Origin of the sequence: Myxococcus guangdongensis, assembly GCF_024198255.1 — a bacterium.
GTDB lineage: Bacteria > Myxococcota > Myxococcia > Myxococcales > Myxococcaceae > Myxococcus > Myxococcus guangdongensis.
Genome location: NZ_JAJVKW010000001.1, coordinates 655,641 through 674,444, shown reverse-complemented (window position 1 = coordinate 674,444; position 18,804 = coordinate 655,641). Strand labels below are relative to the sequence as shown.

16 protein-coding genes are annotated in these 18,804 nt (G+C 69.2%); 9 read left to right on the top strand and 7 right to left on the bottom strand.

Annotated features, from left to right (window positions below):
- Nucleotides 1-108: 108 nt before the first annotated feature.
- Nucleotides 109-1,044 carry an AraC family transcriptional regulator gene (locus tag LXT21_RS02770; protein WP_254036515.1) on the bottom strand — a complete coding sequence of 312 codons (936 nt, stop codon included), beginning with the start codon at nt 1,042-1,044 and terminating at the stop codon, nt 109-111.
- A gap of 145 nt (nt 1,045-1,189) precedes the next feature.
- On the opposite strand from LXT21_RS02770, the gene LXT21_RS02765 reads away from it, so the two are divergent.
- Nucleotides 1,190-1,672 carry a DUF4267 domain-containing protein gene (locus LXT21_RS02765; protein ID WP_254036514.1) on the top strand — a complete coding sequence of 161 codons (483 nt, stop codon included), beginning with the start codon at nt 1,190-1,192 and terminating at the stop codon, nt 1,670-1,672.
- Here LXT21_RS02765 and LXT21_RS02760 read toward each other — a convergent pair.
- On the bottom strand, nt 1,633-4,539 hold the full coding sequence (locus LXT21_RS02760; protein WP_254036513.1) for a PQQ-dependent sugar dehydrogenase: 2,907 nt from the start codon (nt 4,537-4,539) through the stop codon (nt 1,633-1,635). The two genes, LXT21_RS02765 and LXT21_RS02760, sit on opposite strands and share 40 nt — an antisense overlap.
- Nucleotides 4,540-4,938: 399 nt before the next feature.
- On the opposite strand from LXT21_RS02760, the gene LXT21_RS02755 reads away from it, so the two are divergent.
- Nucleotides 4,939-5,718 (top strand): DNA/RNA non-specific endonuclease, encoded by a 780-nt coding sequence (locus tag LXT21_RS02755; RefSeq protein WP_254036512.1) that lies wholly within the window; start codon nt 4,939-4,941, stop codon nt 5,716-5,718.
- 27 nt (nt 5,719-5,745) lie between these two features.
- Here the strand turns inward: LXT21_RS02755 and LXT21_RS02750 are convergent, their stop codons facing one another.
- A complete protein-coding gene (locus LXT21_RS02750) occupies nt 5,746-6,336 on the bottom strand; it encodes a hypothetical protein (RefSeq protein ID WP_254036511.1) in 591 nt (196 codons plus the stop codon).
- 106 nt (nt 6,337-6,442) lie between these two features.
- The gene (locus LXT21_RS02745; protein ID WP_254036510.1) at nt 6,443-8,134 is read right to left on the bottom strand and encodes an LVIVD repeat-containing protein; all 1,692 of its coding nucleotides are present in this window, start codon (nt 8,132-8,134) and stop codon (nt 6,443-6,445) included.
- Nucleotides 8,135-8,721: 587 nt separating this feature from the next.
- Here LXT21_RS02745 and LXT21_RS02740 point away from each other — a divergent pair.
- The 6 genes from LXT21_RS02740 to LXT21_RS02715 all read left to right on the top strand — a co-directional run bounded on the left by LXT21_RS02740 (nt 8,722) and on the right by LXT21_RS02715 (nt 15,541).
- Nucleotides 8,722-10,470, top strand: a complete 1,749-nt coding sequence (locus LXT21_RS02740) for a chemotaxis protein CheA (RefSeq protein ID WP_254036509.1) — start codon at nt 8,722-8,724, stop codon at nt 10,468-10,470.
- Nucleotides 10,471-10,472: 2 nt separating this feature from the next.
- Nucleotides 10,473-12,134 (top strand): methyl-accepting chemotaxis protein, encoded by a 1,662-nt coding sequence (locus tag LXT21_RS02735; protein WP_254036508.1) that lies wholly within the window; start codon nt 10,473-10,475, stop codon nt 12,132-12,134.
- Nucleotides 12,135-12,145: 11 nt separating this feature from the next.
- Entirely contained in the window at nt 12,146-12,718 is a 573-nt protein-coding gene (locus LXT21_RS02730; RefSeq protein ID WP_254036507.1) for a chemotaxis protein CheW, read from the top strand.
- Nucleotides 12,696-13,607: a CheR family methyltransferase gene (locus LXT21_RS02725; protein WP_254036506.1), complete on the top strand. Its 912-nt coding sequence runs from the start codon at nt 12,696-12,698 to the stop codon at nt 13,605-13,607. The genes LXT21_RS02730 and LXT21_RS02725 overlap by 23 nt, the downstream gene beginning before the upstream one ends.
- Before the next feature lie 78 nt (nt 13,608-13,685).
- Nucleotides 13,686-14,828, top strand: a complete 1,143-nt coding sequence (locus LXT21_RS02720) for a hypothetical protein (protein WP_254036505.1) — start codon at nt 13,686-13,688, stop codon at nt 14,826-14,828.
- Between the two features lie 86 nt (nt 14,829-14,914).
- Nucleotides 14,915-15,541 (top strand): DUF2306 domain-containing protein, encoded by a 627-nt coding sequence (locus LXT21_RS02715; protein WP_254036504.1) that lies wholly within the window; start codon nt 14,915-14,917, stop codon nt 15,539-15,541.
- Nucleotides 15,542-15,567: 26 nt separating this feature from the next.
- Here LXT21_RS02715 and LXT21_RS02710 read toward each other — a convergent pair whose 3' ends face one another.
- Together LXT21_RS02710 and LXT21_RS02705 are read right to left on the bottom strand one after the other, a co-directional pair.
- Nucleotides 15,568-15,771 (bottom strand): YjzC family protein, encoded by a 204-nt coding sequence (locus LXT21_RS02710; protein WP_254036503.1) that lies wholly within the window; start codon nt 15,769-15,771, stop codon nt 15,568-15,570.
- 163 nt (nt 15,772-15,934) lie between these two features.
- Nucleotides 15,935-17,242, bottom strand: coding sequence for a hypothetical protein (locus LXT21_RS02705; protein WP_254036502.1), 1,308 nt, complete (start codon nt 17,240-17,242; stop codon nt 15,935-15,937).
- 189 nt (nt 17,243-17,431) lie between these two features.
- Here LXT21_RS02705 and LXT21_RS02700 point away from each other — a divergent pair, with 189 nt between their 5' ends.
- A complete protein-coding gene (locus tag LXT21_RS02700; RefSeq protein WP_254036501.1) occupies nt 17,432-17,917 on the top strand; it encodes a carboxymuconolactone decarboxylase family protein in 486 nt (161 codons plus the stop codon).
- Here LXT21_RS02700 and sigJ read toward each other — a convergent pair.
- Entirely contained in the window at nt 17,905-18,801 is an 897-nt protein-coding gene (gene sigJ, locus LXT21_RS02695; protein WP_254036500.1) for an RNA polymerase sigma factor SigJ, read from the bottom strand. The two genes, LXT21_RS02700 and sigJ, sit on opposite strands and share 13 nt — an antisense overlap.
- Nucleotides 18,802-18,804: the final 3 nt, after the last annotated feature.

Here is an 18,804-nt window from a genome sequence, read left to right as displayed (position 1 = left end):
TCCCCCCTTGGAAATAGGACTTCTCCGATTATCGACGTGGGGTGGGAGAAGTTGCGCGAGTGGGATGCGGGCCAGCCCGCACAGGTGGAGGGGCTCGAGCGCCTGGGGTCATCCTGACTGGGCCGTCCGCCGGTACTCGCCAGGAGGCATGCCCATGTGTCGACGGAAGGCGCGGTTGAAGGCGAACTCCGACTCATAGCCGACGCGGCTGGCGATGCTCGCGAGCCCCTCTTGGCCCTGTCTCAGGTGACGTGAGGCCTCCTGCATCCGCAGCTGCGTGAGGTACTCCAGCGGCGCCATTCCCACCGCGTGGGTGAATCGACGCGCCAGCGTGGCCCGTGACGTGCCAGCGCGCTTCGCGAGCGCGTCCACCGTCCAGTTCTGTCCAGGGGCCGCGTGCATCCAGCCCAGCGTGCTCGCGAGCGTCTTGTCCCCGAGCGCGCCCAGCCAGCCCGCGCCTCCAGGGGGCTGTGTCTCGGCCCAGGCGCGCAGCACCTGGACGAGCAGGATGTCGAGCAGCCGTGACACCACGAGCGACGAGCCCCGGTCGGCCCGTGACGCCTCGTGGTCGAGCAGGGCCACGGTGGGCAGCAGGGCCCGCGCCTCCTCGGAGGCGCCTCGCAGATGCACCCGCTCGGGGAGCAGGCGCAGCACGGGGTGCATGCCCGGCTCGTCGAACGCGAAGGAGCCGCAGAGCAAGCGCGACTCCACGCCGGAGCCACCCAGCACGAAGGCCGAGGCGTCCTCGCTCCGGTTCGCGAGCCACGTCTCCAGCGCCAGCTTCGGACTGCGGGGCGTATCCGCGAGCGCGTGTCCATCTCCACGCGGCAGCAGCACGACGTCCCCGGGGCCCAACGGGAGGGTCTCGCCGCCCTGGATGAGGACCGAGGTGCCGGCGACGACGAGGTGAAGGGTGGCCGTCTGCGTGGGCGCCATGCGCAGTCCCCAGGGGGCCCGCGCGACGGTGCGGCAGTAGAGCCGTCCTCTCAGTCGCGTGTGTTCCAGAATCTGTCCGAGCAGGTCGGAGCCAGGGGTGGGGTCCATGCCTCCAGCATAGTCGTGGGCTGCCCGAGGCGCTCAGGTGATGAGCGTTCCGGACAAAGAATCGAGACGGCCGGAGATGGCGACGTCGGGCCCCGGGAGGCAGATTCTTCCCATGCAAACACGGCTCGCAGCAGGAGGAGATGCCATGGATACGACGTCAGCGCCTTTGTCCTGGAGGCTCGGTTCCCCGACAGCGCTGTTCACGCTGCTCCTGGGGGGCTTCATGCTCTACCTGAGTGTGGGAGGACTGCTGAACCCGGTGGAGGCCGCTCGCGGGTTCGGGTTGCCCCTGACGGGCACGGAGGCGATTCCGTGGATGAGCGTCAAGGCCGGGCGGGACTTCGGCATCGCCCTGGCGCTCTTCGGGCTCGTGGCCGCGCGTCAGCGCAAGGCGGCCGGCATCTTCGTGGTGGCCTCCATCGCGATGCCGGTCACGGATGCCTTGACGGTGATGGGGCAGGGCGTGTCGTTCGCCTACGCGTTCGCCGTCCACGGCTCCGCCGTCATCTATGGCGTCTGCCTGGGCTGGGCGCTGCTGCGTCCCGGGGAGACCCGCGCTCGAGCGGACCTCCCCGGGACGAAGGGCGCTTATCCGCCGGTCACCAGGCAGGTCGCGGGTTCGACGTAGAAGCCCTCCCACGAGCCGCCGTCCGTGGGATTGCAGATGCCGCCGTTGCCCCCATTGCCACTCTGGATGGGCGCGGCGAGCGTGTTCTCCTTCCAGTGGCGCCCGGTGCCCGTCGAGGACTCGAAGCCATAGCGGTTGCGGCCGCCGAAGGTGCCGCACGCGTGGCGGGTGAACGCCTCCGCGGTGCCGAGCGTGGCGTTCACGGTGAGCTGGTCGGCCACCACCGCCACGTAGGCGCCGCTCGTCCCCTTGAGCTTGTACTTCGTGCCGCTGGTGACCAGCTCGAAGACCTCGCCGCCGGCCTGCGTCGTGCTGATGGCGGCCACCTTGCCCGCCCCATCCACGGTGAGCCACTTGTCGCTGCGCTCACTCTGGATGCGCACGCAACCCGCGCTGCCGCTCTCGAGGGTGCACGTCGCGCTGCAGCCGTCACCCGACTGGGTGTTGCCGTCGTCGCACTCCTCGCCGCTCTCCAGCACGCCGTTGCCGCACACCGGGCCCGTGGTGCCGCCCGAGCAGGCCACCGGCTCCAGGTAGAAGCCCTCCCACGTGCCCCCGTCCGCCGGGTTGCAGGCGCCGCCGTTGCCACCGTCACCACTCTGGATGGGCGCATCCGGCGTCGACTCCTTCCAGTGAGGCGCCGTCCCCACCGCGGCCTGGAAGCCGACGCGCGTGCGCCCGCCATAGCCACAAGGGTGCTGCGTGAACGACTCCCCGCTGGTGAAGTTGCCGCTCATCGTCAGCTGGTTCGCCACCACCGTCATGAACGTGTCGCCCGTCCCCTTGAGCTTGAACCGGGTGCCCACCGGGACCAGCTGGAAGATCTGTCCGCCCGCCTGCGCCGTGCTGCTGGCGACGACCTTGCCCGCGCCATCCACCGCGAGCCACTTGTCGCTGCGCTCGCTCTGGATGCGGTAGCAGCTGCCGCCCGCGGTCTCCGTGAACGTGGCCGTGAAGCTGACCGCGCCTGCGGGCGTGGTGAAGGCGTGGGACTGCGCGCCGCCGTCCGACCACGACGAGAACGCCCAGAGCTTCCCGTTCGCGAACTGCGGGGACTCGACGCCCACCGAGCGGAGGACGCCCACCACGCCCGTCGTGGCGTGCGGCGCGGGGACGGGACGGCCGTCCATCAAGACCTGCAGCCCGCTCGGCACGCTGCTCACCGTGATGGGGACGGTGACGGGGTGCACGTCGCGATACACCGTGTGAGTGAGGCCAATCGAGTCGCGCACCGTGAGGAACACCCGGTACCAGACGTTGGCCGAGCTCTCGCCGATGTTCGGGATGGGCCAGTCGCCGCTCGCGATGCCGGTGGTGTCGGGCATGGCGGGGTGCGTGTGGGTGTCGTGGTGGAACACGATGCTCCAGGTCATGGCGCTCGGCGGCAGCGCGCCATCCTCCTGGTCGCTGGCCGAGCCGGAGAACAACAGGTTCGTGGCGGCGGTGTACGTCGTGCCCACGGCGGGCGTGACAATCGTGGCCACCGGCGGCCTGTTGGACGTCACCGTCAGCTCCGCCTCCGTGCTGGTGACCGTCCCAATCCCGTTGGTCACGACCACGCGGAAGCGCGCGCCGTTGTCGGTGAGCTGCGCGGCGCTCAACGTATAGGTCTGCGACGTCGCGCCGGAGATGGCCACGCCGTTGCGCTGCCACTGGTAGGTGAGGGGCTGCTCGCCGCTCGCGGACACCGTGAAGCTCGCCGGAGTGCCCGCGGAGACCAGGAGGTTCACCGGCTGCTGCGCGATGGTCGGCGGCAGCGCGGCCGTGTAGGCGATGCGCCCCACCTGACCCGTGCCGCGCGCCAGGTAGTAGAGCGCGCCGTCGGGGCCCACATCGAGGTCCACCGGGCCCGAGACGCCCGTCGCGAACAGGGAGACGGCGCCGGTGGTCGGGTGGATGCGCGAAATCCAGTCGTTGGTGTAGTCCGCGAAGAAGTACTGCCCCAGGTACGCGCCGGGGAACGCGGAGAGGCGCGGGTTGTAGAAGGCGCCCCCCGCGATGCAGTTGCCGGAGGCCGTGCCGGGGCCATGCGGGTACGCGTAGAATGGCTGGGTCAGCCCCGGGCGATTCGTGAAGTAGCCCTCCGTCATCGGCCAGCCGTAGTTGGCCCCCGCCTGGCCGCGGTTGATCTCCTCCCAGCCGCCTTCACCCACGTCGTTGATGAAGAGGACCCCCGTGCCGGGCTGGAAGTCGAAGGTGAAGGGATTGCGCAGCCCCATGGCCCAGGTCGCCTTCGCGAGTCCCGTGGCCGTCGCGTAGAACGGATTGTCCGTGGGGATGGTGCCGTCCGAGTTGAAGCGCAGCATCTTCCCCAGCGGCGTGCTCAGGCTCTGCGAGTTGGACGAGACCGCGTTCTCGCCCACGGAGACGTAGAGCTTGTCATCGGGCCCGAAGCGCACCGCGCCGCCGTTGTGGTTGGCGGCGTCGAGCGTCGGGAGGTCGGCGAGCACCAGCTCGCTCCCGGGGACCACCACGTTGCCGTTGGCGGTGAAGCGGCTGACCCGGTTGTGGATGGTGCCGTCGACCGACGTGTAATAGACATACAGGTACTGGTTGCTCTCGAAGTTGGGGTCGAACGCGACGCCCATCAGCCCCCGCTCGTTGCCGGTGTCCACGGCGAGCGTCATGAACGCAGTCGCCAGGAGCTGGCCGTTCTGGACCACGCGCAGCGCTCCGCTCTTCTCCGAGATGAACAGGCGCCCATCGGGCGCGAACGTCATCGTCGTCGGACCCCTCAGGCCGGTGACGAAGACCGAGTCGGCGAAGTTGGCGTCCTGGATGACGGCGCCAGCCCTCGCGTCGGCGAGGTCCGAGGGCTCCGACGAAGGCGTCGAACAACCTGTGACGAAGAGAAGCGCCACGCCCATGAGCGCGAGCGGCCTGGGCCACCCTGCGCCTGCGCACTTGCTTGCCTGTGTTTGCATTGTTGTCTCTCCCGGTCGAACAGGTTCACGCCGCTGTCGGGCCGCGTGGATGAGGGGGATGTTGCTTCCCGGTTTTACATTGAAAGCATGTTCGCAAGAGCGGGGACGTGACATGCACGTGAGCGGTGCGTGGGCCCGCACACCTCGGCCTACCGCTCTGTCGCGTGCTGTTGGAGCCTTGAACCTGAGGCGGAAGACGCGCGCGCCGGGTGCCAACAGGCGGTGGAGACGGTCCGGCGCGTTTCTTCTCAGTTTGCTGGAAGTTCACGCATTTCAGTTCTATGTCTCCTGGTAAACACGCTGCCCGAAGTCGTGAAGGTCGGCCCAAAGGGAGCCAAGAGGATGCGCATCCTGAGCAAGCTTTCCGTTGCGGTGGTGTCTGTCTTGTGGTTCGGCGGCTGCGGCGCCCTGGATTCCGACCTGGGAGGCGATGACGTCGCCCGCCAGATGGAGCAGGACTTCGGTGGGTCGAGCGGCCTGATGGCCTTCTTCGACAGCCACACGGAGGCGGAGATTCGCGAGGCGCTGAAGCCGTACGGCGTCGGCTATGTCCTCCACGGGGGCGTCACCGGGGCCGCCATCCGGGACTGCCCGAAGTTCTTCCCGGCGAGTGACCGGAGCATCTGGCACAACTTCGATGGCGAGTACTACTTCCTCGACACCGCGGGTCGGCCGAGCCGGGCCTACAAGAACCTGCCGGCCATCGTCGCGGCGCCGCGCATCGACGCGTGTCAGACGAGCGTGGGGCAGTGGGGCGACGCGGAGAACCCCAGCAACGACTATGACGGGGGGCACCTCATCGGCTCACAGCTGGGCGGGTGGGGCGGGCGGGCGAACCTGGTGCCGCAGGATTCCAACTTCAACCGCGGCAACTGGGTGCAGCTCGAGAACAAGATGGCCAAGTGCGGGAGCCTGCCCAGCGGCCGGCTGCGCTACACCATCGGCGCGAACTATCCGAACACCACGGCGCTGATTCCCAACAACCTGACGATGGAAATCCGGAACCAGACGTCCGGCGCCAGCGTGTCCTTGTCCTTCTCCAACACGGATGGGGGAGGCTCGAGCGGCACGGCCTCGCGCACCCGGGGCGTGGACTGGCTGACGGGCCAGGGTTGCAACTGAGGCACGTCCGACCGCGCGCGCCACGGCTCAGTCCGCGCCGTAGTCCCGACGGAACGCGTCCGCGAGCCACTGGGCGACCTGCGCCCGGTGGGGCGCGAGCTCCAGCTCCAGGGACTTCTCGCGCGCCTGCTCGTGCACCCGCGCCATCACCCCGTCACAGTCGCGCTCCTCCACCAGTCGGCCCCCCTCGAAGAGGAGCTCCTGGACGCGCTTGCGTCCCCAGGCGGGGTGGAGCCCTTCGTGGAAGGGCGCTCGTCGGTTGAAGCCGTCCACCACCAAGAGCCCCCCGGTGAAGGCCACGGGGGCGCGCAGGCGCGTGTAGACGACCCGCTCGTGCGTCTCGCTGACGTAGGTGGGGAGCTGCCCGGACAGCGGCGGGCCGTGGCCCTCCCGGACGGCCTGTTCCTCCTGGGCCGACAAGCCGATGCGCAGCTCCTCCAGCAGCAGCCGCTTGTCCGCGACACGGTAGCGGCAGAGGAAGCCCCGCTGACAGGCCGTCGACATGGCCCAGGGCGTCAGCGCGTGGGCGGAGGGCTCGAACAGGCCCGTGCCCTGGACCCCCGCGAGCTCGAAGCCGTGCTTGCGGTACTCGACGGTGTCGTGGCGCTGTGCGGTCATGGGGGCCTTGGCTGACGGAGTCCAGCCCCAGCGTACCTCACCCTCCTGTCGCGACCGCCAATGCCTGGGATACCGGCCCCCGGGCGTACCCGGGGGCCGCTGAGGCTCACAGCTCGTTGAAGATCATCAGCCCTCGGGAGGACTCGGCGGTGTAGACGTGGCCGTCGCCTGGCAGCCGGATGCCGAAGAGGCCCTCGAAGATGTTGTCACCCCGGAGCGGGTCCGTCTCGCGGAACACGTGGTAGTGCGCCACCTGGCGCATCTGGGTGGGATTGGAGACGTCCACCACGCGCAGGCCCTCGTGGTACCACGCGATGTAGAGCAGGTTGCCGCGCAGGATGAGGTTGTGCATGGAGGTGACCCGCCGCATCTTGAAGGCGCCAATCTTCACGATGTTCGCCGGGTCGCTGACGTCGAGCGCGCGCACGTGGGAGGCGTTGAACTCGCCGCCCTCGAACGCGATGGTCTTCCCGCCGAAGGTGCCCACCGCGTTGTGGTGCGCGAAGCCATCCGGCCGGGGGAAGCGGCCCAGCTCGCGGATGTCCTCCAGGTTGGACAGGTCGTGGATGGCGTAGCCGTCGAAGGAGTCGCTCAGGTACAGGCGCCCCTCGTAGACGAAGGCGTCATGCGGCCCACCCGGGATGACGGCGCGCAGCACCGGGTCGAAGGGGTGGGTCAGCTCGTAGATGAAGGTGCCGGAGATGGGGTCCATGGCGTACAGGAAGTTGCCCTCCACCAGCACCGTGTGCGCGCCTCCCGCGCCCCCCGTGGCCACGCTGCGCACGAAGAGCGGCTCGGCGGGCTGGGAGATGTCGTAGACGATGAAGCCGGAGGCGCTGCTCGCGATGTAGAGCGCGTCGCCCTTGGCCCACGCGCTGTTCCAGAAGTTGTCCCCGGGCAGGCTGATGGCGGCGGTCTGCACCGGGCTGCGCGGGTTGCTCACGTCGAACACGGCGAGCCCGCCCTGCTGCTCCCCGACGGGGAGGGAGACGACGTACGCGTGTCCCTTGGCGACGTGGACGTCCACGGCGTGGCCCGTGGGGACGCGGCGCTCGGACAACAGCTCGAGCCCGCCCGAGGACTGGGGCTCGGCGCCCTGGAGCGCCACGCGGTGGGCCTCGAAGGTGCCGCCGAAGGAGAACCTGCCGCGGGTGCAATACGCGAAGCAGCCGGTGAGGATGTTGGGCGCCTTCGTCTCGCAGCCCGTCAGGTTCATGACGAGCTGGGTCCGGGTCTGCTGGCCCTGCAGGACGAAGCGGTCTGCCTCCATGTCGAGCTTGAGCAGGGGCGTGTCATACAGGGTGCTCGTGCCGCCATCGCCCCGCAGCTGGAAGCCGGCCCCGGACGGGATGATGCGGGTGCCTCCATCCGCCAGCGCGCGCTCCCCCCGCAGCTCGACCTGATAGATGCCCTCCGCGGGCAGCGCGCCGAGGGTCGTCACGTCACATTGCGACAAATCGAAGAGGTCGGCGCGGTCCAGCTCATTGCAGATGGCGGCGGGGACGTTCCTCGGGTCGTACTTGCAGGTGGCCAGCAGGCCCTGGTCGTCGATATCGCCCGTCTCCTCCAGCGGCACGTAGGTGCCGTCCCAGACATAGGGGCCCGCGTCGCCGCCCGCGTCGGGGACCTCCTGGGGACCCGCGTCGCCGCCCGCGTCCTGTCCCGAGTCGGAGCCCGAATCGATGCCCGCGTCCCGGCCCGCGTCGGGCGTGGAGGGGGTGTCGTCGTCGCAGCCCGTCAGCGAGGTGAGACACAACGTGGAGAGAAGGAGCCCTAGGGTGCGGAGGGTGCGTGTCACGGACGGACCTCGGAGTGGGAGAACCAGGCAGTGTGCCTGCCCTCCGGACGGCTCAGGCCGCCGTTGCTCCAGGGCTCGGGAGTGTTTGCGCCACGGAGGGAAGTCTGGCCGGGAGGCGCGCCAAACCCGGGTTTCAGGCCACCCTGGCCGGCGACTTGCACCGCGTGAGTTCTCAGCACGCACCCGTGTTGGCGACGCCCGGACCCTGATTCCACCCGGGCCGTGATTCTCGCGAGTCCGTGGACGACGTCGCGCGCGGAGTGGAGTCACGCCTGGCGCGTGTCGCACTTCCCGTGTCGACACGATGTGTCTGGGATTGACGGGTACGACGCGCCCCGGCCAAGGTCGGAAACACCCCGCAATGACTCATCACGACTCGTGCTCGTCGGGGTTGGCATGAATTGATTCGAGACATTGAAACTTTTATCCATGCGCGATAGCGTCGTGTCCGATTCGTGACACTGTTGTTCGAAGTCCATCCTCATGACCTCCGACCCGATGTGTTGCTTCGTGGCGCCCCCCGGCCTGGGGGCCCGGCTGCTGGGGACGCACGTCCACCTGGTGAGGTGTGAGACGTGAGCGCCGACATGAAGGGACCCCCTCCAGGCATGGGGGCGGAGTGGCAGCAGGTGCTGGCCGTCTTCTCCGAGGAAGCGGAGGAGCTGCTCTCCTCGATGGAGGAGACCCTCATCGCGCTGGAGGCCCGCCCGGACGACGAGCACCTGCGAGCGCTCTTCCGACTGGCCCACAACCTCAAGGGCAGTGGCAGCTCGCTCGGCTTCCAATCGCTGACGGACTACGTCCACGGGGCCGAGGACCTCATCCAGGCCCTGCTCGACCAACGCCTCGCGGTGGGCGAGCCCTGGGTCTCCTTGTTGCTCGGCGCGGTGGACCACCTGCGGGAGCTGACGCGGGCCGCGCTCGCGGGCGTGGACCAGCTGGGGCCCACGCACCAGGCCCAGCTGGCCCGCCTGCTCGAGGGTGGGGCCACCGGCAAGTCGAAGGACGCGAGCCCTCCGCCCACGGTGGTCGTCCCGTTCGAGGACGCCCCGCCGCGGAGCGAGGCCCGCGCGATGCCCCGGGGCCGTTCGCTGCGCATGGACGTGGAGCGGTTGGACCGCATCGTCACGCTCGCCGCGGAGCTGTCCATCGCGCGGGGGCGCATGACGCAGTTCCTGATGGAGGCGGAGGCCTCTGGCGCCAGCTGGGACGAAGCCCTCACCCAGCAGCGGGAGATGGACCCGCTCTTCCAGGAGCTCCAGGACGAGGTGATGCGCGTGCGCATGGTCCCCGTCGGGCCGCTGTTCCGGCAGCACCTGCGCACCGTCCGCGACCTGGCCCGGGCGCAGGGGAAGCTGGCCCTGCTGGAGTTGGAGGGCGAGGACGTCACGTTGGACACGGCGGTGCTGGAGGCCCTGAGAGACCCCTTGCTCCACCTGCTGCGCAACGCCCTGGACCACGGCATCGAGGCACCGGCCGAGCGGCAGGCGGCGGGCAAGGAGGCGTGTGGTCGGCTGCGCCTGCGGGCCGTCCACGAGGCGGGGGGCGTCGTGGTGGAGCTGTCCGATGATGGCCGGGGCATCCAGCGCGAGCGCGTCCGGGAGCGCGCCCGCGAGCGGGGCCTGGTGGCGAACCCGGAGCGGCTGCGGGACGAAGAGGTCGACCGGCTCATCTTCGAGCCTGGGTTCTCCACCGCGAGGGCGGTGACGGAGCTGTCGGGCCGCGGCGTGGGGATGGACGTGGTCCGCCGCGACGTGGAGGCCATGCGCGGCACGGTGGCCGTGCGGACCCGGGAGGGCCACGGCACCACGATGACGCTCCGGTTGCCGCTCACGCTCGCCGTCATCCAGGGGTTCGCCATGGGCGTGGGTGACCAGGTCTACGTGGTCCCCATCGAGCTGGTGCAGGAGTGCCTGGAGCTCCCCGCTTCCCAACGCACGGGCGACGAGGCCGGCATGCTGGCGCTGCGCGGACAGCCCTTGCCCTACCTGCGCCTGCGCAGCGTCTTCGGCGTGGGCGGCACGGCGCCGGGCCGGGAGAACGTCGTCGTGCTGCGACACCCGGACGGCATCGTCGGGCTGGCGGTGGACCATCTCCAGGGCGAGGGGCAGCGTGTCATCCGGCCCCTGGGGCGGCTGTTCCAGGATGCGCCCGGCATCTCCGGGTCGACCATCCTGGGAGATGGCCGGGTGGGCCTCATCCTGGACACCTCCGCGCTGGTGCGCCGGGCCATCCGCCGCGCCGCCGAGTCCCCTGAATCCCTCTTCCTCGAGAGCGCGCTCACGCCGGGCGCCGACCCTCGCGCCTCTTTCTCCCGCGCTTCTCCGGAGACCTGAACGTGTTCGACAACCTGAGCATCACCCGCAAATTGTTGCTGGCCTTCACGACCCTGGTGGTCATCCTCATCGGCGTCGTGCTGGCGACGTACTCGACGCTCAGCCGCACCGCGGCGGCGGACGTCGGGAGCAAGCAGAGCACCGAGGTGCTCATGACGGTGCGGACGCTGGAGGGGGACCTCTCCGACCTGGAGACGGGCCAGCGCGGCTTCCTCATCACGGGCGACGACCGCTTCCTGGACTCCTACACCGCGGCGCGCATCAGCCTCGCCCAGAACCTCAATCACATCCGGGAGCTGACCCTGGCCAGCTCCCGACAGCAGGAGCGGCTGCAGGAGGTCCGGGACCTGGCCCAGCAGTGGCAGGGCCAGTACCTCGAGTCCACCATCGCGCGTCGTCGCGAGGTCGTCGCGGGCAAGGCGGACCTGAGCGCCATCTTCGAGGAGGTGAAGGGCGCGCGTGGCAAGGAGATGGCGGACCGGATGCGCTCGCTGCTCACCGAGGTGGCCTCCGAGGAGTCCGCGCTGCAGACGCGGCGCGCGGAGGACGTCGCGCGGCTCGTGGAGCTCCTGTACGACACCCTCATCTTCGGCGGCGCGCTGGGCGTGATGCTCGCGGGCGCGCTGTCCTTCATCCTGACGCGGAGCATCGTCCGCCCGCTGACCGAGGCGGTGCAGGTGACCGAGCAGGTGACGGGCGGTGATTTGACGGCGAGCATCTCCGTTCGCGGCAAGGACGAGACGGGGCAGATGATGACGGGCATGCGGGAGATGATTCACCGCCTGTCGGGAGTCATCAGCGAGGTGCGCGGCGCGGCGGGCTCGCTGTCCTCCGCGTCCACCCAGGTGGCGGCCGCCTCTCAGAGCCTGTCCCAGGGGACCAGCACCCAGGCGGCCTCGGTGGAGGAGACCACCGCGAGCCTGGAGCAGCTCAACCTCACCATCAGCCAGAACGCGGAGAACAGCCGGCAGATGGAGCAGATGGCGGTCAAGGGCGCGCGTGACGCGGAGGAGAGCGGGCGCGCGGTGAAGGAGACGGTGGACGCGATGAACGCCATCGCGGAGCGCATCTCCATCATCGAGGAGATTGCCTACCAGACGAACCTGCTCGCGCTGAACGCCGCGGTGGAGGCGGCGCGCGCGGGTGAGCATGGCCGGGGCTTCTCGGTGGTGGCCACGGAGGTGCGCAAGCTGGCCGAGCGCAGCCAGAAGTCCGCGAAGGAGATTGGCGCGCTGGCCAGCGCCAGCGTCCGGGTCGCCGAGCGCAGCGGGCAGTTGCTGGCGGAGCTGGTGCCGGGCATCCGCCGCACGGCGGAGCTGGTGCAGCAGGTGACGACGGTGTCGAAGGAGCAGGCCATCGGCGTGTCGCAGATGAACCGCGCGATGGTGCAGGTGGACCAGGTCACCCAGCGCAACGCGTCCGCGGCGGAGGAGCTGTCCTCCACGGCCGAGGAGATGGCGACGCAGGCCGAGTCGCTCTTGCAGATGATGACGTTCTTCCGCCTCGCGGATGGCTCGGGGTATGGGGGGCGTGGGCTGTCGCTGCCGAAGCCGCCCACGCAGCGTCCGCCCTCGTCCCCGGCGAGGTCGCTGTTCGCGGCGGCGCAGGGCCCGATGCCCGCGTCACCGGCGCCGGGTTCGAACCAGGACTTCCAGCGGTTCTAGGCGCCCGAGCCATGAGCGACTCCATCGAGAAGTCCGGCCGGTCCAACTTCCTGAGCTTCATGCTCGCGGGGGAGGAGTACGGCGTCGGCATCCTGCGGGTGAGGGAGATCATCGAGCACCGCCCCATCACCCGGGTGCCGGGCATGCCCGCGGCGGTGCAGGGGGTCATCAACCTGCGAGGCAGCGTGGTGCCGGTGGTGGACCTGGCGGTGAAGTTTGGTCTGCCGCCGAGGCCCATCACCCGGTGGACGTGCTTCGTCATCGTCGAGGTGTCGCTCGACGGGCGGCAGAGCGCCATGGGCCTGCTGGCGGACTCGGTGAGCGAGGTCCTGGAGTTGGGGCCGGAGGACATCGAGCAGCCGCCGGCGTTCGGCACGCGCGTGCGCCTGGACTTCCTCCTGGGCCTGGGGCGACACGAGGACACGTTCATCCTGTTGTTGGACCTGGACCGGCTGTTGTCGGTGGCGGAGCTGCTCAGCCTGGAGACGGCCTCCGCGGAGCCCACCGCCGGGGCCGAGACGCTGGACACGCCCGTCCCCGTCGTCGTCGAGCCCATTCCGGATGAGGCTCCCGGCAACGGCTGACGCGATGAGCGACTTCACGCGGCTGCTCGCCCCGCCCCCGGTGTTGACCGCGCGGGAGCTCGCCCTGTTCCAGGCGTTGGTGGAGCGAGAGGCGGGCATCCACCTGTCGCAGTCCAAGGATGCGCTGGTGGCGAACCGGCTCTCGCGTCGGCTCCGGGAGCTGGGGCTGACGTCGTTCGGCGCGTATTACGCGTACGTCACCGAGCGGGGGCACGAGGCCGAGAAGGTGCGGATGCTGGACAGCCTCTGCACCCATGAGACGGCGTTCTTCCGCGAGCCTCAGCACTTCGAGCTGCTGCGCGAGCGCGTCTTCCCCGACTGGATTGCGCAGGCGAACGCGGGGCGTCGGGCCCGGAGCATCCGGGTCTGGAGCGCGGCGTGCTCCACGGGGGAGGAGCCGTATTCGCTCGCGATGTGCTTGTTGGAGGCGTTCCCGCGAGGCTCGGGGTGGAGCCTGGAGGTCCTGGCGACGGACCTGTCCACGTGGGCGTTGGAGCGGACGCAGGAGGGGTTGTGGGGGCTGGAGCGGGCGGCCACGATTCCTCCGCCGTTGCTGCGGGCGTACATGCTCAAGGGCGTGCGGACACAGGAAGGCATGATGAAGGCGGGGCCGGAGCTGCGGGCGCTGATGCGCTACGCGCGCGTCAACCTGAACGCGCCCGGCGAGTGGCCTCCGGGGCCGTTCGACCTCATCTTCTGTCGCAACGTGCTCATCTACTTCGGCGCGGAGGCGCGGGGCCGGGTGATTGGCGGGATGCTTCAGCGGCTCGCGCCCACGGGGTATTTTTTCCTGGGGCACGCGGAAAGCCTGATTGGCGTCGACGTGGATGTCCGCTCTGTGAGCGCGAACGTGTACACGCCTCGTCTCGGGGCGACGCCGCGGTATTGAGGCGTGCTCCTCGGGATGCCCTTCGGTGAGGCCGTGAGGCAGGATGCCGGCGTGGTCATCCTGTCCGAGGTCTTGCCGATGAAGCGCCTTCCCGTCCGTCTCGTGCTGCTCCCGCTCCTGGCCGTGCTGTTCACGGGGAGGGCAGGGGCGGAGGGCCTGGAGGTGCGCACGCTGAAGGTCATCCCCAAGCCGGAGGCGGAGAGTGTCTTCCCGGTGGGTGACCTCCAGATGGCGCTGGTCACCCACGGCACGCCGGAGGTGGGCGCCAACATCAACGACGGTTTGTTCATCGGTCGGTTCAAGGCACTGACGCCCACGAAGGTGGCGGCGCGGTTGCCGGCGGATGGGCTCGATTTGTCGGGTCTCTCCGAGCAGAGCTTCAGCGTGACGCGGAACGATGGGCGCCTGCTCACGATTCGTTTCGATGTCGAGGGCTGCGGGGCCTACTGCGAGTCGTACAGCGTGGCCTACACCTTCGACACGCGGACGGGGCGGCAGGTGAACCCGGGAGAGTTGTTCACTCCTGCGGGTGTGCGCGCGCTGGTGCTGCGCATGCACAAGGAGAAGCTGCGGCTCTATCGGGAACAAGTCGCGCGGTATGAGCGGGAGCTGAAGCCGTCGAGCAAGAAGACGCCCGCGAGCGACACGGTGGAGAACCTGGAGGAGCGGCTCGCGTTCAACCGTGAGTGTCTGGAGGGTGTGGAGGCGAATGCGGAGGAGGAGCGCACCAGGAGTTACTTCCATGAGCGCTGGGAGTTCGATGGGGCGGAGGCGCGGATGATTGCCGGACGCTGCAGCAATCACGCGTCGCGCGCGCTCGACGACGTCGACAAGGTCAGCCTGGCGCTGTCCTACGACTCACTGCGTCCGCATCTGACGGCCTACGGCAAGCGGGTGTTGCTGGGGGAGGGGCAGGGGGTGTCCGGCGACGTCTTCGGCCAGGTGCTGCGGGGGCGAATCGGCAAGATGCCCATCGTCATGATGTTGGAGCGGCAGCGCGATGACTCGGTCTCTGGCGTGTACTTCTACGAGAAGCACCGCAAGCCGATTGAGGTGGACGGCCGGTTGGAGGGCGGGAAGCTCGAGCTGCAGGAGCGGGACGCCGACGGCAACTCGACGGGGAGTCTGCGGCTGGAGGTGGGGAAGAACCTGCTGCGCGGTGAGTGGGTGGGCAAGCAGTCGCTGAAGATGGAGCTGCGTGCGCCGTCTTCTCCGGAGTGAGATGCAATCGAGCGGGGCGCGGTCCGTAACCGTGGGCGATTGATGTTCGCGCGGCGCCGCTCCATCTCGAACCCTGGGTCTCCACGATGACACGCAAGGCACGCTGGTTCGTCTTCGGCTTCCTTTGCGTGGCGGTGGGGCTGTATCCCATCAGCTACTTCCTCGCGGGCTCGACCTTCGGGATTCGCGGCTCGAAGGACGAGGCGTTGCTGATGGACCTCGTCTGGAATGCGGCCTTCTATGTGCACATCGCGATGGGCGGGCTCGCGCTGGCGGTGGGCTGGACGCAGTTCGTCGCGAGGTTGCGGCTCCGGTATCCGCGGGCGCACCGAAGCCTCGGGAAGATCTATGTCGGGGCGGTCTTCCTGAGCGGGCTCGCGGCCGTGTACATCGGCTTCTTCGCCACGGGAGGCTTCATCGCCGCGTCGGGCTTCGTCAGCCTGGGTGTCATCTGGCTCGCGACGACGGCCTGGGCCTGGTGGCTCATCAGGAACCGGCGGGTCGAGGAGCACCGGCTCATGATGACCTACAGCTTCGCTGCGTGCTTCGCGGCGGTCACGCTGAGGTTGTGGATGCCCGTGCTGGTCCACTCGCTGGGCGACTTCGTCACGGCCTACCGAATCGTCGCGTGGCTCTGCTGGGTCCCCAACCTCGGCGTGGCCTACCTCATGTCACGCAGGCAGCTCCCGATGCGTGAACTCGTGGCTTCGTGACGCTGCCTGCGTGGGAGTCATACTGACTACAGGATTCGCGCGAGCTTCCAGTACGCCCCCTTGTTGGTGGACCTGACGGGCGGGAACGTCGCGCCCACGTTGAGCTGGATGACGCGCTCCTCGCTGGTCGGCGCTGGCGTGGTCGTGTTGTCCGTATATCCATCGAAGATGTAGTTGCCCCAGACGGGGCACGTCGTTCCTGTCTTGAATCGCTCTCCCACGGTCGCCATGGTGGTCTCCACTTCCGTCCTGATGAGACGGGTTGTCGTGCCGATTGGCACAGCGTGAGACTTTGAATCCATGGATGGGCGCGAGCCATACCACTCAAGTGGTAGGTAAAACAGACCCGTTGCCGTGAGCTCCTCACGGCACGGGTGGATGTATTGGTGCGTGCTACTCCCGCAGCACGGTCAGCCCCAGGTCGGTCAGCACATAGAGCATGGCCGGTGCCACGGTGGGGTCGTAGACGAGCTGGAGCACCTGTCGCCCGTTCGCGGTCTCCACGCGGTTGAGCGTCGTCCCATCCTCCTCGATGCGCCACAGTCCCTGGTCCTGCGTGCCCACGTAGACGATGCCCCCATCGGTGGCAGCCAGCGCCGTCACGTTGGAGGAGGGCAGGGTGGTGATGCGCGTGTAGTTCGCGCTGGAGCGGTCCGTCTGCTCCATGCGCCACAGGCCGAAGTCACGACTGCCCACCCAGGTCGTCCACGCCTTCGTGCGAGCGATGGCGCGCCAGTGGTCGAAGGACTCCAGGCTGTTGAGCTGCGCGTTGTGCCCCTTGTAGCTCCAGGGCACCGGCCCCTCCCAGGTGAGCTCCCTGTCGAAGTCCGCCAACACGCCGTTCGGCTGCAGGATGCCCACGAGCCAGTCATTGGCCACCAGCACCTCACCCCCAGGTCCGATGCCGAGCCCCCAGTTGAACCCCGCCTGGAGTGACTGGGACACGCTGCCGTCCGCGCGCGGCGTCTCGAGATACCAGGCCGCGTGGCGGTGGCTGTTGTACGTGAGGTCTCGAATCAACGTCACGCCGTGGTTGGTGCCGATGTAGACATCGCCCCGGTCCCTGCCGCGCATCACCCGCTGACAGGCGAGCACCGAGCGGTCCTCGTCGTAGTGGAAGTCATTGGTGTTGCGGATGCCGAGCTGCTGCTGTCCGCCGGACACGCCCGCGCTGCGCCACAGATGCTCCTCCAGCACCACCGTGCCGTCGGACTCCACGCGCACCGCGTCCAGGTCGCCCTTCTGGTACTCCGCGAAGCGCTCCTCGGTGTAGTGCTCCTCCCCAGGTCCTGGGATGTAGGCGTGCGGTTTGTCCGGGACCTCCGGCTGTAATTCGTACGTGTGGTAACCCACGTAGGCGCGCCCTTCCTCACCCCCGCAGATGACGGTGGAGCCGAGCGCCTTCTGGTCCCGCCCGAAGCCTCCCGCCGCCTGTCCCACTCCGCGCGTCCATGTGGGCGCCGTGTCGCCGGGCCGCAGCACGCCAATCTCGTCGCCCTTCAGCAGCCAGATGTTGTGGCCCTCGTCGACGCCGATGCTCCGCACTCCCGCGCCGACGCCGAACGCCGTCGCGTAGTCCTTCACCGCATCCGTGGGCCAGGGGCCCGGGCCATCAGGGGTGTCCTTGTCCGGGGACTCTCCACATGCGCCGAGGAACACCGCCATGCCCACCGCCGTTGCCCATCGCCATCCGCCTCGCATCCGTCCTCCCTGACTCTCGCTGTCACGGGAATCCCAGCAATGCGTGTGCCCGGCGGGGATGGGAAAACTTCTTCCCAGGGTGGCGACTCCAGGTTCATCGCAGCCCGGTGCGACAGGGCCCGCGGCTTCCGGCTGTCACAGGCGAAACGGCCGCACGTCTTCTGTGCGAACCCAACAGGAGGCCATTTCATGCAGGCATCGCGAAACGACTCGTCACATCCTCGTCCCCGCTTGGACATCGCCACGCTCGCCCCCGCGCCCTACCGAGCCTTCCTCGCCGTGGACGCCGCGCTGCGGGAGGGCCCACTGTCTGCGAGCATCCGAGAGCTGGTGAAGATTCGCGCCTCGCAGCACAACGGCTGCGTCCTGTGCGTGGACATGCACGTGCGTGAAGCACGCAAGCTGGGAGCGTCCGAGGACCGCCTCCATCAGGTCGTCGTCTGGCGCGAGTCCCTGCTCTTCAGTGACGCGGAGCGGGCCGCGCTCGCGTACACCGAGGCCGCGACCCAGCTGGGGCCGGAGGGCGTCCCCGACGCGGTGTGGGACGCGGCGCGAGCGGCGTTCGACGACGCGTCACTCGCGGCGCTGGTCGCACAGGTGGCGCTCATCAACGCGCTCAATCGCATCGGTGTCCCCCTGCGCACGCCGCCTGGGGACGTGACTCACGCGAGATGAATGGCGTCGCGCTCGAGCCGCTGGAGCTTGTCGGGGTTGAGCACGCGGTAGATGGCGCGGATGTGCTCACCGTCCACGTCGAGCATCGTGGCGTGGAAGAGCGCGCCGTCGCGGAAGGTGAGCGCGGCGGGCTGCCCGTTGAGCGACACGATGCGGTGCTCCATCGCGCCGCGCAGCTTCTGCCGCAGCCCGAGCAACATCCGGATGATGCGTTCGGCGCCTTCGATGCGCTTGCGCGCCGCGTAGGCCTTGCCGCCTCCATCGCTGGTGAACGTCACGCCCGGGGCGAGCATCGAGACCAGCGCCGCCTGGTCCCCGGTGCCGAGCGCGAAGAGGAAGCGCTGCAGGAGCTGCTCCCTCACCTCGGGAGGAGAGGGGAAGCGCGGACGGCCCTCCCGCACCCGCTCTCGCGCCCGGTGCACCAGTTGCCGCACCGCCGGCTCGTTGCGCCCCAGCACGCGCGCCAGCGTCTCGTATTCCTCGCCGAAGACCTCACGCAGCAGGAAGGCCACGCGCTCCTCGGGCTTCAACGACTCGAGCAGCACCAGCAGGGCCACTGACAGGTCCGAGGCGCGCTCCGCGGCCTGCTCCGGCGTGGGCGCTTCAGTCAGCACGGGCTCCGGCAGCCAGGGGCCCTCATAGGCGGCGCGTTCGGTGGCGGCGCGGCGCAGCCGGTCTATCGCCAGTCGGCTCACCACCGTGACCAGCCACGCCTCCGCGTTCTGGATGTCCCGCGAGCCCTCCTGGTGCCAGCGCAGATAGGCGTCCTGCACCACGTCCTCGGCGGGAGCCAGTTCGCCCAGCATCCGGTAGGCGAGCCCCAGCAGCCGCGGGCGGTGGCGCTGCGGCGCTTCGACGGTCGGCGGGGGAGGGGGCGCGGTCATGGT

Bases quoted from the DNA above. Each gene is read 5' to 3' on its own strand.
- LXT21_RS02770 (WP_254036515.1), bottom strand. From the start codon at position 1,044: ATGGACCCCACCCCTGGCTCCGACCTGCTCGGACAGATTCTGGAACAC.
- LXT21_RS02765 (WP_254036514.1), top strand. From the start codon at position 1,190: ATGGATACGACGTCAGCGCCTTTGTCCTGGAGGCTCGGTTCCCCGACA.
- LXT21_RS02760 (WP_254036513.1), bottom strand. From the start codon at position 4,539: ATGGGCGTGGCGCTTCTCTTCGTCACAGGTTGTTCGACGCCTTCGTCG.
- LXT21_RS02755 (WP_254036512.1), top strand. From the start codon at position 4,939: ATGCGCATCCTGAGCAAGCTTTCCGTTGCGGTGGTGTCTGTCTTGTGG.
- LXT21_RS02750 (WP_254036511.1), bottom strand. From the start codon at position 6,336: ATGACCGCACAGCGCCACGACACCGTCGAGTACCGCAAGCACGGCTTC.
- LXT21_RS02740 (WP_254036509.1), top strand. From the start codon at position 8,722: ATGAAGGGACCCCCTCCAGGCATGGGGGCGGAGTGGCAGCAGGTGCTG.
- LXT21_RS02730 (WP_254036507.1), top strand. From the start codon at position 12,146: ATGAGCGACTCCATCGAGAAGTCCGGCCGGTCCAACTTCCTGAGCTTC.
- LXT21_RS02725 (WP_254036506.1), top strand. From the start codon at position 12,696: ATGAGGCTCCCGGCAACGGCTGACGCGATGAGCGACTTCACGCGGCTG.
- LXT21_RS02720 (WP_254036505.1), top strand. From the start codon at position 13,686: ATGAAGCGCCTTCCCGTCCGTCTCGTGCTGCTCCCGCTCCTGGCCGTG.
- LXT21_RS02715 (WP_254036504.1), top strand. From the start codon at position 14,915: ATGACACGCAAGGCACGCTGGTTCGTCTTCGGCTTCCTTTGCGTGGCG.
- LXT21_RS02710 (WP_254036503.1), bottom strand. From the start codon at position 15,771: ATGGCGACCGTGGGAGAGCGATTCAAGACAGGAACGACGTGCCCCGTC.
- LXT21_RS02705 (WP_254036502.1), bottom strand. From the start codon at position 17,242: ATGCGAGGCGGATGGCGATGGGCAACGGCGGTGGGCATGGCGGTGTTC.
- LXT21_RS02700 (WP_254036501.1), top strand. From the start codon at position 17,432: ATGCAGGCATCGCGAAACGACTCGTCACATCCTCGTCCCCGCTTGGAC.
- sigJ (WP_254036500.1), bottom strand. From the start codon at position 18,801: ATGACCGCGCCCCCTCCCCCGCCGACCGTCGAAGCGCCGCAGCGCCAC.